Consider the following 13547-nt stretch of genomic DNA (forward strand, 5'->3'; position numbering starts at 1 on the left):
ACTAATGTGTTATAACGCACTGGCCTTTACGGCGGCATAGCTGCCGTATAGGCGTGGTTACCTTTAGTGCTTTTGCTTTTGTGTGAACCTAAGGAGTTCCTTCACATACAGGTCTCCGAAGCTGGCTTTAGTCATTGCCATGAAACCTTCTGTATGCTTACCGCTGTGCTTCAACAATTCCCTGTTCCTTCTTAACTGAACAATCTTCCCGCTGTCCTCTACCGTGGTGAACTCGTCCTTCTCTCCTGCCACAAGGAGCATGTCGCACTTTATTCCCTTTAGCTTCGCGGTGTAATTTTCGGCGCCCTTTGGCAGTACGATGTCTCTTCCTCTCGATGCCTTTACCTTAGCCACGTAAGCCTGAGGGTCATAGACATATCCTTCTGCAATCAGGAAATCAACCTTTTCGTGTTGCAGGGCAAGTGAGGCGACGATGGTTCCCATGGAGAAAGCCAGAACCCCTGTTTTATGTCCTTTTATGTTGTCTTTCGTCCACCTCAGCACGGTTTGAAGGTCGGTGGCAAACTCGTTGTAGTAAAGGTTTAGCTGGTTAATCCCAAAGTCAGAGCTTTTCCCGAAACCCCTGTAGTCGAAGGCTACCACGGTGTATCCGCTCTCTGTTAGCGCCTTTATGTGGTGGAGCCAGTAGGACATGTTGCCCCCGTCAGCATAGGATAGCACCAATGTGGTCTTGTTGTCTTTGGACGTTGGTGGCCTTATAAGCCACGTGTTTATGTCATAGCCGTCTGGAGTCCTTACCACCCGCTGATTATAGTTCATCCCCAGGCTGTCTGGCGTGGCTACATATTCCCTGACAGGCTTTATAGCGTAGCAGTTGAGGGAAAGGAACAAGGCTAAAGCTAAAAGTATGCTTTTCATTCTTAATAGGCATTAAAGGTAACGGTCTTGTGGAAGCGGCGTCGAGGTCGTCGGCCGATGCTGGCGTTTACACGTTTTAGCTATAGATTTTTTATAAAAGGCCGTTAGCTACCGCATATTCCCTGTCTTTTTTTACAAAGCTTGGCTCTTTATAGTATTCGTTTTTTCTTTTGAGAATATCCTGCTCGTAGACAATTGGCTCGTCGATGTACTTATTTATGTCCTTGAGATTGATTGTGATAGTATCATTAACCTTATTTCTGATATTTGGGCAAAGGATAAGTAGTTCATCTTTATAAACCTCTATATCAGATATGTATGGGGAAGAGTAAGATTCAAAAATCAAATCTTTCCTATTTTCCCCACCTTCAGAGTATTTAATTAGCCACTTGAATGAAGTAGTTGCGCCCCCGTCTAATACTTCCCAAGAAATACAGTTTTCGTTCCAGTTAACTTCTTTTAGTATTTCAGGTTCACTACACGAAACCAGCAATATCAAAATCCATAAATACCAAATTTTCATTTTTTATTTTATAGCTAACGGACTGGGCTTTGCAGTGGCGCAGCTACCGTAAAGGTGTTGTTGTACTATAGTTGTTTTTAATCGTAGTCTGTAAAATAGGAACTGTTACAATCAACCGCAGTGGGATTTATTTGCTCAATGACCCTTTTCTCATAATTTACTCTCCAAGCCCTTAATGTTCTTACGGCATTATCACTTTTTTCCTTGGCCACTCCAAATGTAAGGAAATCACCTTTGCAGCTTGACTCACACAAATCAACAAAGTATTCATCCTTCTTAAGGCTTGGTATAGGTGTAGCACCGATGATTCTATAACCTTCAGTACCGTCTACCAAGCAAAGCATGAACTGCTCGCCCTTGCTAAGAATCAGGTATCCCAAACTGCCTTCTCCACTTAATACATGTACAGTTTGCATTTGGTAACCTGGTAATAGTTTTTCAGTCTCATATAGTTGATTTTGCAATTCTGTTGTAGTATCAAGCTCTAATGAGGTAACTAAACAAGAGTCTAATCCGACTTCTGCTACATCCATTGGATTATCTGACTTAACAGTATTTTCAATTTTTTCTAGTTCAGATTTGTGATACTCTTCTGAAATAGTAGTAGAGCAGCTACCTATCAGAAAAGTTAATAAAATGATAAAGTTTTTCATCTCAATTGAGTACAACGTTTAGTGCATGAGGTGTGCAAGGCCGTCGGCCGAGGCATGGCTTATGCACCTTGTTGGACTTTCGCACTGTTTTTGTTTTTTCTTTTAGCGAATCCACCACCTATCGCGCCAATTAATGCAGCGAATACAGAATTGAAGATTACTGCCGTTGCCCAAAATGCTGGAGTCATTTCATAGTCTGTCCCGATATTAGCTTCAAGATAGGTAGAAATTGATAAACCTATGGTTGCATCAAAGAATCCCATGAAAACAGCATAGGTTACCCCTTTGCTAAAATTTGACTCACTTGTTACTAGATAAGCAACTGTGCCATATATAAGGTATGAAAATGGAGATAGTAAACCGTAGTTGAAAGCAAACTGCCTTGAAGCAATAGAACCTAATGTATCGAGTATAACAACTGCTAAAAATCCACTTATCAAAATCTTAAATGTATCCTTCATTTCATGTGTTTATTTTATATGATGCTTGACTACTGTATTCTAAAATCCTTCTATTTAAAGGGTCTACCCTTTAAAACTAGTGAAGCTGAAGTAAGGGTAAGTACTCCGATGGGAATGAGCCAAACTATGCTCCGAAACAGCATGAACAATATTGGCAATATTAAGAATATAGCCATCGCTGAAAGTATGCTGGCTATGCTTCCCGCTTCATCAATGTGTGCTGATAGTCTCGTGTCAATGTGGTGACAGTCAGTTGGCTGTATCATGGCTTATGCACAATGTTGTGTACGGTTTCCTTTAGTTATACCTTTTCTCCCCGCCCTAGTCCATATATGCATTCATCCCCATTTATTATTGACCAGCACTCATATCCGCTTGAATCGGTAAGTATTTCAACGGTGAAATCATTTTCAAAACCAAGGTATAAGTCGCCTGTATTAACGTTCCTTTGGATTGTGGCCAATTTTTCTTCCAGGAGAGACTTCCTTAACTCAGTTTCCAGGTTTATTGGCGTTTTGTGCGCGTAGAGTTGCCCATGGTCTTTTGACGTCCATTTGATTCTTCCATTTTCCAGAAGCCGCCAGAAGCATTCAACTTGAACCCTCAGGTTATCTTCAAATACAAGGTGCCACACTTCACTTGCTTTAAAGAAGTAGCAGTCTATAAGTGCGAATCTTCCTTGTATTATGGTTTCTTTATCCATCTTTCATTGCGGCCAGTGAATTTGGCTTTGCTGTTGTAGCTAGTGTAAAGAAGTGGTAAGCACATGTGGTTCCAAATGTGTTTATCTACTAATCCACCTGTTATGCATTCCCTCTGCTTCCCTGTAAATGACTTCCGCATCCCCGAAAACAATCAACGTTCCAGTATCAGACCAAGGAGAAATAGCTTTGTTCAAAGCGGTTTCTATATTATATCGCTTAGAGTCAATTATAGAGTTCTCTGATATAATGTAGCAATCATCGGTATTCCCAAGGTCTTTTATTCTTTCTTTAATTGCTCTGACTTCATCTCCATTGATTCTCTCAAACATACCTTCCTGGAAAATGCCAGCCTTAGATAAGTCTTTCGTGAACTTTGAGCGTGTTTTATCATTGCTGATGAAGCCCAAATACCTTTCTATTTTTGTACTGTTGATGAACCCCTTGATTACCTTCGCTTCTAAAGCTGTTTCTGGTGCCATATTCTTTGATAATAGGTTCCTTGGCAGAATTTGTTCTAAACAGGCGTACTTGAGCAGTTGACAATGGTATAGTTTAAGCACTAGGTGACCTGCTATTGATTCTTTATCCCTTCTTGAGAGATTTGATTGCCATCGAAATCTATTAAGTATTTTCTCTGGCAAAAGTCGGTTAACTCTATATGGTCTGCATTTAGTCTGAACGCTTCTTCATCATTAAGTGAGACAAAGATATCCGCACCCCCGAATTGCCACTTTATATTTCCTTTTTTGTCAAGGCGAGTAACTTCCATCTCCCCGTGAACTACATAGCCTTCCTGTAAGTTGTAAATACCGAAGCAGGTTGCCTGGTCTGCTTGGGCTTGCCATTTCAGTTCCAGACTGGGCAGGGTAAGACAGAAAACCGTATCACAACAGCATACTAAAATAGTATCGCTTCCTACCAGTGAAGAGTTTTCGGATATACCTGTTGCCCCACCTGAGCCGATAATCATACACCTGCTTATTAACCCCCCTTCCTGGTAAACCCTAACCCCGTGAGTAGAAGTCGGGTATTCCCGCGCACCAACACCAAAATGGTGCTTCTCATAATTGAAAATGTTGTCAGCTGAACCATATTCATAACTAGGTTCATCAAACACTTCAATCATCAAGTTCTGGTATCGGTACTGGTTCATTATCTAAAATGGCAGATGATGGCTCTAATGGTTATACTTAGCCCTTATTACTTAAAGCTATATTCTCAGAATCCAGCACCCTAACAATGGTCTTCTCTGGTTTCCCTTTCACCTGGTGCTCAATCGTCAGTTCAGGCTGCTGCTTGGTACCTCCCCATCTACCGAACTTGGGCATGAAGAAAGGCCCTACCCTGAATAGTCTATAATCAATGGGCATGTCATAGGTACCCGTGGTCACATAGGCATAGTGGGAACAGTTGCATTCCTCTAACTCTGGGTCAGCGGGACCGTTACAGGCCAGGTAAACCCGAACCTCATAGTCATCTGAGCTGAAGGAGGTATCCGCTTCCGCTATGGCGAGTACCTCGGCAAACTCCAAGCCTTTGATTTCTGAGGAACTTACTTTTCCATAAAGCTTAGCGTTCACGGGAAAGGGAGATAAGCTCTCCTGTCCTTCCGTTTCAGTCACGCCCACTTCTGCGCCTGCTATCACATCCCGAAGGCTGTCAATGGTGGCTTCCTTGCTGGCAATGTTTTTTTCAAGTTGGTGAACCTTGCCCTGGTTAGGATTACAGCTTAAAAGGCTGGCAAGAACAAGTATGGGTGACCACTTTCTCATTGATTGGAATTGAGTTAGCCGTTTGTCTATAAAACTTATGTGTGTTTTTGGTGGTGTAATGCTATTTCTCAACAAGAATAGGCCAGGTTTTTCCAGAACCAGTTTCCCTTGGTATGAACCTGTAGTTGCCAAGGTCCTTCAGCTTCAACCTCCAGATGAACCTTACTGTGGCTGTCTCCGTTACGAACTCTGTTTGGCTCGGGTCACACATTTGCCCTATGTCCATGTAAATAGTATCAGCACTTCGGGTTAAAAAGCCAGTAAGTGGACAATATACAGGATGGATTTTTAGGAAGGATATCTCAGCGGAGTCTGAGTCCAGTTGGGTAACCTGAAGCTGATAGGCTTTATCGGTATCGTTGACATTCAACTTACCAAGTTCTCCCTTGGAGACTTCATGGTAATGGAAATCAGAAGGTATCTTATTTTGGGAGCATCCTGAGTATGCACCAATCGAAAGGATAAACACGGTTATTCTGAAAAGTTGAAAAAGATTCATGCCTTTGATTTACTTGACTGAGCCGTTAACTGATTGATACATGTCAGGCAAGTCAGTCAGTCTTGGCTGGCGTTCACACAGTGTAAGTAGCTGTATCAACTACATCTGAGTGGCTGACCCATTCGCTTTACCATTTCGTTGAACATGGGAATTCACTTCATCCATAAACCTCTCCAAGCTTCCTTCCTTTTTAAGCCTTTCCAGTGTGAAGCGTTTGGTCTTCCTCCCGTAACAGACAACCATCATTTCCCCAGTTCTCAGGGATGCATACACCATGTACACACCGAAGACCAACGGCAGGAAAGGAAGCAGTATCTCTTCGATGTAAATCCTGTTGACCCGCTCGTCACTGAAGACCTCAAGCAGCACGAAGGCGTAGAAGATGGAGAAGGCGACACACGCCAATCCGATGACGAGTATCGCCACCCAGTTATTCACGATTCTGCCCTTCCCGAAACGTATGGATTGGATGTGGCTGAATGGTACCGTCTCATAGTTGTACCTGCTTCTCAGCAAATGGATTCCTTCGGATGACAACCCGAACTCCGAGGTCTCAAACATGTATTTCCCCATTTTAATTGGTATGTGCGTACGGAACAGTGTAAACAGCTTATCATGCTGGCGTTTACATCCAGTTATAAGTGGAAATTTATACTTATATCATTTGTTGAGTTACGATTCGGTGCGCTTTAGTTAGGGTTTTGTCTTGTTGCTTGCTGTTTTTCTTCATGCGATTTCAAGGCAGTGTTATTCTCACGCTGTCAAATTTCAATATGTTTGGCGGCATGTTGAATCTTATTTGCCTGTCAGTAAATATAAGATTTGGGTCAAAGTTGAAGCCTTTCATGTGGTCTTGGAAAGGAATTAAATGCCCACCAGTTTCGCTTTGGAATAAATGCCCCGCAATAAGGTCGTAGTCGTTTTTAGACGTTCCAACTGGTATGCCAATCCATTTCTCATTCAGGTCGATATTGATGTATTTCAACATTCCTAAACTGTCATGTTCTGTCAAGCTTAATATATAATTATTTGCTGGGTCAGAATAAAAAACCTTGATGTGATTATTTACTTGGCCGTTTGTATAAACTGTAGCTGGCATTGGTTTACCATGGTGTTTTGCAGAGCCTGTTACCCATTTCAAGATTATAGGGTGGTTTATTGAAGTCAATCCAACAGCAACCGCAAAAAGGATAACCAAACCAAATGCGATTTTCAAAAGTCTACGCAGTGTCATTCTTTTTAGAAATCCTCAATTTAATTTTGACCGAAACTCAAAGCGTGTCCCTTTAAGGGCATCATCTATGTCAGCTATTTTCTTGTCCAGGTCTCGCTTCATCACCAGGTATAGCTTTGTTCCTAACTGCCCTTTGTTCAATTGCTCCCTTTCGAAAGCCAGGCTACGTCTCTGTTCCGAAAGGGAATACTGCTGGAGTACCTGCGCCTTCTTTTCCAATATCTCAGCACTAGGCTGGTAGTCCTTTTCTGAAGACAGGGCGAAGGAGACTCCGCCACGTTCATCAGCGGCAATTGACTGCCCGAACTGAAAAGACGGTGGCCTCCTGAGGATTTGCTTGAATCTCTCTGCGCCAATCCAGATATCCCCTTCCTGGGTTGCTATATTCCAGATTGTATCTCCTTCCCCATTCTTCTCCTTTATGATGTCCGCAATCTCAAAGCCATTGATAAAGCCAGCCTCTATCTCCATCTTCAGATAGGAAGGCTGCTCAAAGACTAAGGTCGCTGGTGCCATCCAGAAGGTGTATGGCATCCCAGAGTCGCCTGGATGATTCCATTTCAGGATGTAGTCTAAATCTAGGTAAATATCGTCTTCGAACCGTAAAGCATAGACAGGGCAATCATGCCACCCCATTTGGCCAAAGTCCGCCTCTGTCCATACCCACTTCTCTATTTTGTATTCATCCTCCATGGATAATGTTTTGCAGGGCTTACGGCAACCGTTTTGAATAATTTGCGATACTGACGTTTACCCCAGATTAGGCTATGTTTACTGTAATTGAAGGTCTTTGAAGGGAAGCATTGTTCCTGACTGGGCATGCCTCACCCGTATCAGTTCCATCAGCAACCTGCCTTTGTCTATGTTCCTGTATTCCATCCTCACGAAGCCATAGGCGGGATTGAAGTAGGATTTCAGTTCCGTCCGCTCGAAGTTGCTTTCGGTGAAACTCTCGATTTCAAAGCAGTCAACCTTTCCTATCTGTGTTTGCAGGGGCAGTTCCCTGGTGATTCTGTAAGTGCTGGCGAACGCTTCAGCCGTGTTGTCTGCCCACTCCGCGTACCCTTCTATGCTGTAGTGGCTCCCAACCAACAAATCCCAAGACCACCCATTGCCTTTCACCAATGGGTACTTGACCATTGGGAAGGGGCTTAACTCCAGTTTCTTGTACCTGCCATCCCTCGGGGGGTGTATCCATACGGCAGTGTCATGCTCCGTGACTCCAGTGAAGTTACTCCCGAAGTCACCCCCTGTGGAAGACCATGAGCTATAAGTCTGGCCATACTTTTCATTGAAGATTTTACTGTTCGTGGTAAGGAACAAAGTGTCCAGCCCAGTAAGCCTTCCATCCATGTCAAAATGCGAGGCGAGGAAGGTGAACTCTCTGTCTCTTTTGTAGATGAACGGGCTTTCAGGTTCCTGGCTTTGGACACTCCCCTTTTTCTCGTCAGTGCATCCCATGAAGCTAGCCACGGTAAGAAGCATTAGGGTGTATGTTTTCATGGTACCGTGTTAAGCCTCTAAATATCCTGAACCTATAGGTGTACTAAGTAATCCATTCGTAAGCTCCTGCTGTACCAACTGCCCCAAAGTCATGGTATATAGTAGGTTGCTGCCAACGGGGATTGACATGACAAATGGCCGTGATTCAAATTAAATGGTAAATACTTACCGCACAAAATAGATGCGACATACGTATGACAATCAAGCACTTGTCTTTTGATAGTTAAGCAGATATGAACAGATATACTTTCATTCTCGTGTTCTGTGTGGTGCTACCACTCCTTTGGTACATCGCGGAACATGTCTACAAGCAGGATTACGCGGGAGTATTTCTTTTCTTCAGTGTCATTGTTGTAATCACCCTCAGAAGAAAGTACCTAAGGCTTGAGAACATCTGGGATTCACCCTTGTCAGATATCCCAAAGTACTTCAGAGAGCCGTGATGCTATACTTAATACCAATCGAACTACCTCCACCCTTTGGGTCATAGGTAACCCAGGCACTGCCCCAAGTAAAGTTTCGGTCTGCGCCTATTTCCCCGCTCAGCCATTCTTCATAAATCACCGCATTCCTCCTTTCCCTTTGTTCATCCCAATAACCCCAGCCTCCACTTGATTTAAATGGAGAGCCGTCAACCACAAAGGAGACAGAATACAAGGACTCTTCATGATAGATGAACGTCAAGTTGAGGAATCTGCCAGACTCTTCAACGTTTCTGACGATGTAGTGAATCCATCCATTGCCCAATTTCCTTTCCTCATGCTCTTCGCTTAACTTCAAAGCTATTAATTCACTTAATGATGTTTTGGGTGAGACGATTTTGCCAGAGCCGAAAGTAAGGCTACCCGTATCTTTATCAATCATTGTATCAGAGGCAACGGTTAGGCTAAAAGGGTATCAGTAATTCTTAGTTGGGGTTAGCGGATATGAGCTTTCACTTCTTACTTTTACGACACTGAGGATTACTTTCTGAAAGTCGTCCATGATGAAATCTGCCCAAAGCTTCGAGTAGATGTTGAATTTAGTGGTTAGCCTGTAAGTGCAACTAAGGGTCAGCTTGGTGGTATTTTTGCCAATCTCCGTTACCTTATACCCTCCGTTTATCACGTCAAAGTATTCACCGCCTACCTCTACGTGCTTGTCAATCGCCTCTGGCGGTATATGGTCTACCAGGATGTCATAAGCGAAGGAGTCATACATCTTCCATTCGGTAATCTTTTCCCTGAACCTGATACCTTTCTCCCAATTGATGTGCCTGACACCCCCTACCCTTTCCTCTGTTAATTGTGACTGGATGGGCTTTGGGATGCCTATGAAGTGGGCAAAGCTCCATTGAAGTTCTTCGTCTTTTATGGCAGGAACACTTTTGATGTTGTTCCACACGGTTTCTTTGCCTGCATTGATGGTTATTTCAGTGTCAACGGTACTGATGGAAGTGGGGCTGTCAAATTGATACTCAATGGGGGCAAAAAGGAAAGGTAAAGCCAGAAAAATGTTCAGCGTCTGCTGTTTACTCTTCAAACGTTCTAATATTCTTCCCATGGCCACACCGCCAAGACTGGCAGAGAGCATGAAAGCTGGCAGCAACATCACCACGCATATGGTCGCCTCCAGGTACGTGATTATGGTGGTGTACAGGAAGGCGAATACCGTCACCCAGGGCATACTAACCCTGAACAACCTGGATGCTTTTTGGCTTTCCGTGCCAAAGTAGACGGTTATGGCACCAATAACGGCTGGAACGGCAAACAGGAAGGCAATGGACATCGTCTTCAACTGGCTGAAAACGTCAGTCTCGATAAGGAGCCGCACTGCCAAACCGTAGAGGGTGCCCAATACCAGCCCTATGATAATCGCTCTGTACTTCATCGTTTTTCCTAATTGTTAACGGTTAAGCAGAAATGCGTTTCAGTGCTTTTTAGCCGTTGCCAAGGTCTGTTTCTCTATTTCTTTCAACTCATTGCGGATATAGGCATCCCATTTCGCTTGCTCCGCTGGGTTGATTACCCCTGAGGTCTCTCGGTCATACCTATCCTGCAGCTCAAAGAGCATGTCCACATACTCCTGGAATATGGAAGCGACCCTTGCCTGGTTAGCCCCGTTTATTTTCTGTTTATTGATATGGAGTTCCAGCCTTTTCGCAACCAACTGTGAGATATCGAAATGAAGCTGCTCATGGTTGAGAATGTAGTCGCTCCTGTAGCCTTCCTTCACCCAAGACCTGCCTGGGTACATAATCCCCCAGGCGGAGAAAGTATAGCCGCCCGTCCAGATGTTCACCTTTGCGGTTTTCATCTGGATGGTGGTTGATATCTCAGCCCTAGCCGAGTCCTTTCTGTTAGGAGCCGCCCTGAAGTTATCCCATGACAGTTTCTGCCCGTTTGTGTATACCAGGGAATCCTGGGCTTCGGAGGCAAAGGGAATCATCAACAGGCTTATGATTGCCGCAAGTATGATTTTCATTCTAATAGAACCTGTCACTGACTTCTGGGTAACAAGGTCTCCCTTGTTTTGTGAAAGCGTGAAGCCAGACCATTTAGAGACATTGCAGGGTGAATTCCACTTTCTTTGTTGCAGAATCATAGAACACGTAGATTAGACCGACATCTCCCCACATCAATCCCGCGTTTTCCTCCGAGTCAAGCTGAAACAGAAGCCTCATATTGCCTCCTTGCTCGTTCTTTGGGGTACCTTCACCCTGAACCCATTTAGGGTAACCACCCAATTGGCTTTGGTAATCCTGTTCACCTGTTAATCTTTCCACCACACTGTCATAGCTTTCCCAGGGTTCATCTGGATTGAGTGTGCAGGATAATTCAACTGCTGGCTCATTGTACAAGCTAATACCCTCCCAATCAGGCAGCGATTTCACGGGTTTGAGTTCTATTCCGCAGTACTTCGATATTCCCTGACCATCTGGCTTCTCAACCATCTTAATCTTATCGGTTTCCATGTGTTCGTAAATCTTCACCAACCATCCCTCATTATCGGTTTCCCAGGGTGACTCTTCCCAATCATAGAAGAACTGCACCAATTTTATTTCCTCTGGCAGTTCTATCCCTTCTCCGTTGAACAGTTGGAAGATAAATTCAAGGTTCCCACCGCTTTTGCTCGTTGGCCATTCCTCCCCTTGCTCGAAATAGGGCTGCCCTCCGAAGTGGGAATCCAACTGGGAGAACTCAGGTGGCCTAGATGGTTCCTGGACTTCAACCTTTGTCGCATTCCTTATTGAAGAAATGACCATTTCCTCTAAATCCCCCAATGATTTTTTATTCATCTCTTTGGACTGGGAATCGTGCTTCTCGGAACCTGTGTTTTCGTTCTTTTTATTTTCATCATCACTGACTCCAAAGATTTTACCCCAAATACTCATGGTCTTGATTTAAAAGTAATGGATGGCACACAACATACTGGCCTAAACAGAGGCATACCTGCCTAGGAGAACTGCAACTAAGCAATACTGGAATGTAAGCCAGATGGTATAAGGCCATTGTCAGGCCGTGCTTTTTTATTTTTTATGGAGAAGCTGATTAACCCAGCAGCAAATAGTATTGCACCACCGACAAAGGGCAAGCCCGCTCCCACCAAATCTTCAAGAACGGGGGAGAACAGGAAAGGCAAACAGTAAATCATTCCAAACCCGCCTAAAACCATGGAGAGGCAAGAAGCTATCAAACCCAGTCTTCTCATTTTTGCTTGCATAACAATATGTATGTCTTTAGTCCCGATTACCCTTTTCCTTAAATCAGTTGTGTAGTACTTAGAATATTAGTCTATTTGCCAGTGCTTTATCGGTTGGGAAGCCAGCCCACTTTTGAAGTCTCGGTAGAATGTTCGCCATCTGTTGGGAAGCAGTAAGAAGCCGTATAAGAAGATGGCAAGGCTTGGAACCGTGATATTGCCGTTCCCAAGCATGAAGGCTTGCATTCTTATCTCGTCAACTGGGTTCATCTTGTAGTCAAGAAGCACGTGCTTAAGGTCGTGGGATTCATAGCCTGGAACAAGCCGAAGCTTATTTTCTAGCAGGCAATTCGCAATGTCCTTCCCCAGTGTTCCTTCTTCCAATTCATTAAGATTGTCTACTTTCTTCTGGTATTCTTTGGTATTACTGAACCTCTCGATTATCCAGACCGACAAGTGAAAAGAGAGAGTAATAATCAGTTGAGACAGGCTTGATATCTTCTTCATTCTTAAGATTATATTTTAGGCATAGCTCTTTGATTGTCATAGTGAGTGGGCCGAAGCTTGCGTTCACACAATTTCAGAAACAGCCACCTTTTACTCTCTACCACTCCCTGTTGGCCATCAACTCTTCCGTATCGGCTTTAAACCCGTAAACCTCTGCGATGAAACCGAATTCCCCTCCGATGCTCTCCCTGGCGGCAGTCTCCAATTCGCTGCCGTTCCTGTAGAACTCTTCGGCAAGCTCGTTGAATTTGCCCGTTGAGGCATGGGTCAACACGTATAGCTCCTTCAGGTTCTTGGGCTTTTGGCTCTCAATCTGCAGGCATAGCTCTATCAGGATAGCTTTGCATTTGTCCACCAGGAAATCTGGGAAGAAATCGTCCTGGTACATATCCACCAGGAACCCATGCCTTTTCACCTGCTTATTCTTGATGGATTTCTGGGTTATCTCTGTTTTTATAGGTATCCCTTGTGCGCTGAGATTGGTATTGCAGGTTACCAGGAAAGCGGTAATCAAGATTGGTATCAATAGTTTCATTATAGATGCTTGTGTGTTACTGATTCGTGTTACAATGGTGAAAGACTGCCCCCCAGAACATGGTTTTTACTCTTTGTTTGATGCAGATATTACTTGTTTGCCACCTGCTCAGCAATCATTTTCATAAACCTAAGGTGGAAAATTCCCTCCATTATCAGAGCATCAGTTTCATCTGTAGGGGTACTTAGAAATGAAGTCAAGTGATTTTTGGCACCTTCATTTAAAATGCCTTTCTTATATAAGCTTTGCACCAATGAACTATAGTTTTCAGCAATCTTATAATGCTCATTAAGCACAGGTACAACAGTATATATTACGTTGGAACCAGTTTTGGTGGAAAATCGCTCTTTCACATCCTTAGGTAGTTCTTCAAAATGAAGCTGAGTCAATCGGTCGAATATTGCTTTTGTTTCTTTTATTCTTTCTCCCAATATTTCATTCTCTGCCGTTTCAAAGGAAGTCTCTGAGATAAGTCGATTTTGCTTGAATGTATACAATATTAGAATCAGCTTGTTTTCATCCATTTTTTGGGCAAAAGTTTTCGTAACGCTAAACAAGATGAAACAGGCTATCAGGGTAAACTTCATATGATTCTT

General features: G+C 43.6%; 22 protein-coding genes. 1 reads left to right on the forward strand and 21 read right to left on the reverse strand.

What is annotated here, in order from left to right; genetic code table 11:
- Positions 1-63: 63 nt before the first annotated feature.
- From DC20_RS19110 to DC20_RS19175, 13 genes are all read right to left on the reverse strand, one after another.
- A complete protein-coding gene (locus DC20_RS19110; protein WP_062545300.1) occupies positions 64-879 on the reverse strand; it encodes an alpha/beta hydrolase family protein in 816 nt (271 codons plus the stop codon).
- 91 nt (positions 880-970) lie between these two features.
- Positions 971-1402, reverse strand: coding sequence for a hypothetical protein (locus DC20_RS19115; protein ID WP_062545301.1), 432 nt, complete (start codon positions 1400-1402; stop codon positions 971-973).
- Positions 1403-1479: 77 nt separating this feature from the next.
- Positions 1480-2055: a hypothetical protein gene (locus DC20_RS19120; protein ID WP_062545302.1), complete on the reverse strand. Its 576-nt coding sequence runs from the start codon at positions 2053-2055 to the stop codon at positions 1480-1482.
- A 59-nt stretch (positions 2056-2114) separates the two neighbouring features.
- Complete coding sequence (locus DC20_RS19125; RefSeq protein ID WP_062545303.1) at positions 2115-2516, reverse strand: hypothetical protein; 402 nt, start codon at positions 2514-2516, stop codon at positions 2115-2117.
- Between the two features lie 301 nt (positions 2517-2817).
- The gene (locus DC20_RS19135; protein ID WP_062545305.1) at positions 2818-3219 is read right to left on the reverse strand and encodes a hypothetical protein; all 402 of its coding nucleotides are present in this window, start codon (positions 3217-3219) and stop codon (positions 2818-2820) included.
- Positions 3220-3300: 81 nt separating this feature from the next.
- Positions 3301-3699: a hypothetical protein gene (locus DC20_RS19140; RefSeq protein WP_062545306.1), complete on the reverse strand. Its 399-nt coding sequence runs from the start codon at positions 3697-3699 to the stop codon at positions 3301-3303.
- Between the two features lie 92 nt (positions 3700-3791).
- The gene (locus DC20_RS19145) at positions 3792-4373 is read right to left on the reverse strand and encodes a hypothetical protein (protein ID WP_062545307.1); all 582 of its coding nucleotides are present in this window, start codon (positions 4371-4373) and stop codon (positions 3792-3794) included.
- A 37-nt stretch (positions 4374-4410) separates the two neighbouring features.
- Entirely contained in the window at positions 4411-4992 is a 582-nt protein-coding gene (locus tag DC20_RS19150) for a hypothetical protein (protein ID WP_062545308.1), read from the reverse strand.
- A gap of 61 nt (positions 4993-5053) precedes the next feature.
- The gene (locus DC20_RS19155; protein WP_062545309.1) at positions 5054-5491 is read right to left on the reverse strand and encodes a hypothetical protein; all 438 of its coding nucleotides are present in this window, start codon (positions 5489-5491) and stop codon (positions 5054-5056) included.
- A gap of 99 nt (positions 5492-5590) precedes the next feature.
- Positions 5591-6064: a hypothetical protein gene (locus tag DC20_RS19160; RefSeq protein WP_157593268.1), complete on the reverse strand. Its 474-nt coding sequence runs from the start codon at positions 6062-6064 to the stop codon at positions 5591-5593.
- A gap of 163 nt (positions 6065-6227) precedes the next feature.
- Positions 6228-6707: a hypothetical protein gene (locus tag DC20_RS19165; protein WP_157593270.1), complete on the reverse strand. Its 480-nt coding sequence runs from the start codon at positions 6705-6707 to the stop codon at positions 6228-6230.
- A gap of 33 nt (positions 6708-6740) precedes the next feature.
- Entirely contained in the window at positions 6741-7418 is a 678-nt protein-coding gene (locus DC20_RS19170; protein WP_062545312.1) for a hypothetical protein, read from the reverse strand.
- 78 nt (positions 7419-7496) lie between these two features.
- Complete coding sequence (locus tag DC20_RS19175) at positions 7497-8228, reverse strand: hypothetical protein (protein ID WP_157593272.1); 732 nt, start codon at positions 8226-8228, stop codon at positions 7497-7499.
- Between the two features lie 233 nt (positions 8229-8461).
- Between DC20_RS19175 and DC20_RS19180 the strand changes: the two genes are divergently transcribed.
- Positions 8462-8671, forward strand: coding sequence for a hypothetical protein (locus DC20_RS19180; protein ID WP_062545314.1), 210 nt, complete (start codon positions 8462-8464; stop codon positions 8669-8671).
- Here DC20_RS19180 and DC20_RS19185 read toward each other — a convergent pair.
- From DC20_RS19185 to DC20_RS19220, 8 genes are all read right to left on the reverse strand, one after another.
- On the reverse strand, positions 8658-9092 hold the full coding sequence (locus tag DC20_RS19185; protein ID WP_062545315.1) for a hypothetical protein: 435 nt from the start codon (positions 9090-9092) through the stop codon (positions 8658-8660). The two genes, DC20_RS19180 and DC20_RS19185, sit on opposite strands and share 14 nt — an antisense overlap.
- 33 nt (positions 9093-9125) lie before the next feature.
- Positions 9126-10097 (reverse strand): SRPBCC family protein, encoded by a 972-nt coding sequence (locus DC20_RS19190; protein WP_062545316.1) that lies wholly within the window; start codon positions 10095-10097, stop codon positions 9126-9128.
- Positions 10098-10136: 39 nt separating this feature from the next.
- A complete protein-coding gene (locus DC20_RS19195; RefSeq protein WP_157593274.1) occupies positions 10137-10691 on the reverse strand; it encodes a hypothetical protein in 555 nt (184 codons plus the stop codon).
- Between the two features lie 73 nt (positions 10692-10764).
- On the reverse strand, positions 10765-11601 hold the full coding sequence (locus DC20_RS19200; RefSeq protein WP_062545318.1) for a DUF1963 domain-containing protein: 837 nt from the start codon (positions 11599-11601) through the stop codon (positions 10765-10767).
- A gap of 77 nt (positions 11602-11678) precedes the next feature.
- The gene (locus DC20_RS19205) at positions 11679-11930 is read right to left on the reverse strand and encodes a hypothetical protein (RefSeq protein ID WP_062545319.1); all 252 of its coding nucleotides are present in this window, start codon (positions 11928-11930) and stop codon (positions 11679-11681) included.
- Positions 11931-11996: 66 nt separating this feature from the next.
- Positions 11997-12416, reverse strand: a complete 420-nt coding sequence (locus tag DC20_RS19210) for a hypothetical protein (RefSeq protein WP_062545320.1) — start codon at positions 12414-12416, stop codon at positions 11997-11999.
- 97 nt (positions 12417-12513) lie between these two features.
- The gene (locus tag DC20_RS19215; protein ID WP_245652251.1) at positions 12514-12951 is read right to left on the reverse strand and encodes a DUF5713 family protein; all 438 of its coding nucleotides are present in this window, start codon (positions 12949-12951) and stop codon (positions 12514-12516) included.
- 89 nt (positions 12952-13040) lie between these two features.
- On the reverse strand, positions 13041-13538 hold the full coding sequence (locus DC20_RS19220) for a hypothetical protein (RefSeq protein ID WP_062545321.1): 498 nt from the start codon (positions 13536-13538) through the stop codon (positions 13041-13043).
- Positions 13539-13547 lie beyond the last annotated feature (9 nt).

It is taken from the genome of Rufibacter tibetensis (assembly GCF_001310085.1).
GTDB lineage: Bacteria > Bacteroidota > Bacteroidia > Cytophagales > Hymenobacteraceae > Nibribacter > Nibribacter tibetensis.

What these genes read in the sequence shown, in the direction of transcription:
- DC20_RS19110 (WP_062545300.1), bottom strand. Translation starts at nt 879, where the DNA reads ATGAAAAGCATACTTTTAGCTTTAGCCTTGTTCCTTTCCCTCAACTGC.
- DC20_RS19115 (WP_062545301.1), bottom strand. Translation starts at nt 1,402, where the DNA reads ATGAAAATTTGGTATTTATGGATTTTGATATTGCTGGTTTCGTGTAGT.
- DC20_RS19120 (WP_062545302.1), bottom strand. Translation starts at nt 2,055, where the DNA reads ATGAAAAACTTTATCATTTTATTAACTTTTCTGATAGGTAGCTGCTCT.
- DC20_RS19125 (WP_062545303.1), bottom strand. Translation starts at nt 2,516, where the DNA reads ATGAAGGATACATTTAAGATTTTGATAAGTGGATTTTTAGCAGTTGTT.
- DC20_RS19135 (WP_062545305.1), bottom strand. Translation starts at nt 3,219, where the DNA reads ATGGATAAAGAAACCATAATACAAGGAAGATTCGCACTTATAGACTGC.
- DC20_RS19140 (WP_062545306.1), bottom strand. Translation starts at nt 3,699, where the DNA reads ATGGCACCAGAAACAGCTTTAGAAGCGAAGGTAATCAAGGGGTTCATC.
- DC20_RS19145 (WP_062545307.1), bottom strand. Translation starts at nt 4,373, where the DNA reads ATGAACCAGTACCGATACCAGAACTTGATGATTGAAGTGTTTGATGAA.
- DC20_RS19150 (WP_062545308.1), bottom strand. Translation starts at nt 4,992, where the DNA reads ATGAGAAAGTGGTCACCCATACTTGTTCTTGCCAGCCTTTTAAGCTGT.
- DC20_RS19155 (WP_062545309.1), bottom strand. Translation starts at nt 5,491, where the DNA reads ATGAATCTTTTTCAACTTTTCAGAATAACCGTGTTTATCCTTTCGATT.
- DC20_RS19160 (WP_157593268.1), bottom strand. Translation starts at nt 6,064, where the DNA reads ATGGGGAAATACATGTTTGAGACCTCGGAGTTCGGGTTGTCATCCGAA.
- DC20_RS19170 (WP_062545312.1), bottom strand. Translation starts at nt 7,418, where the DNA reads ATGGAGGATGAATACAAAATAGAGAAGTGGGTATGGACAGAGGCGGAC.
- DC20_RS19175 (WP_157593272.1), bottom strand. Translation starts at nt 8,228, where the DNA reads ATGAAAACATACACCCTAATGCTTCTTACCGTGGCTAGCTTCATGGGA.
- DC20_RS19180 (WP_062545314.1), top strand. Translation starts at nt 8,462, where the DNA reads ATGAACAGATATACTTTCATTCTCGTGTTCTGTGTGGTGCTACCACTC.
- DC20_RS19185 (WP_062545315.1), bottom strand. Translation starts at nt 9,092, where the DNA reads ATGATTGATAAAGATACGGGTAGCCTTACTTTCGGCTCTGGCAAAATC.
- DC20_RS19190 (WP_062545316.1), bottom strand. Translation starts at nt 10,097, where the DNA reads ATGAAGTACAGAGCGATTATCATAGGGCTGGTATTGGGCACCCTCTAC.
- DC20_RS19195 (WP_157593274.1), bottom strand. Translation starts at nt 10,691, where the DNA reads ATGAAAATCATACTTGCGGCAATCATAAGCCTGTTGATGATTCCCTTT.
- DC20_RS19200 (WP_062545318.1), bottom strand. Translation starts at nt 11,601, where the DNA reads ATGAGTATTTGGGGTAAAATCTTTGGAGTCAGTGATGATGAAAATAAA.
- DC20_RS19205 (WP_062545319.1), bottom strand. Translation starts at nt 11,930, where the DNA reads ATGCAAGCAAAAATGAGAAGACTGGGTTTGATAGCTTCTTGCCTCTCC.
- DC20_RS19210 (WP_062545320.1), bottom strand. Translation starts at nt 12,416, where the DNA reads ATGAAGAAGATATCAAGCCTGTCTCAACTGATTATTACTCTCTCTTTT.
- DC20_RS19215 (WP_245652251.1), bottom strand. Translation starts at nt 12,951, where the DNA reads ATGAAACTATTGATACCAATCTTGATTACCGCTTTCCTGGTAACCTGC.
- DC20_RS19220 (WP_062545321.1), bottom strand. Translation starts at nt 13,538, where the DNA reads ATGAAGTTTACCCTGATAGCCTGTTTCATCTTGTTTAGCGTTACGAAA.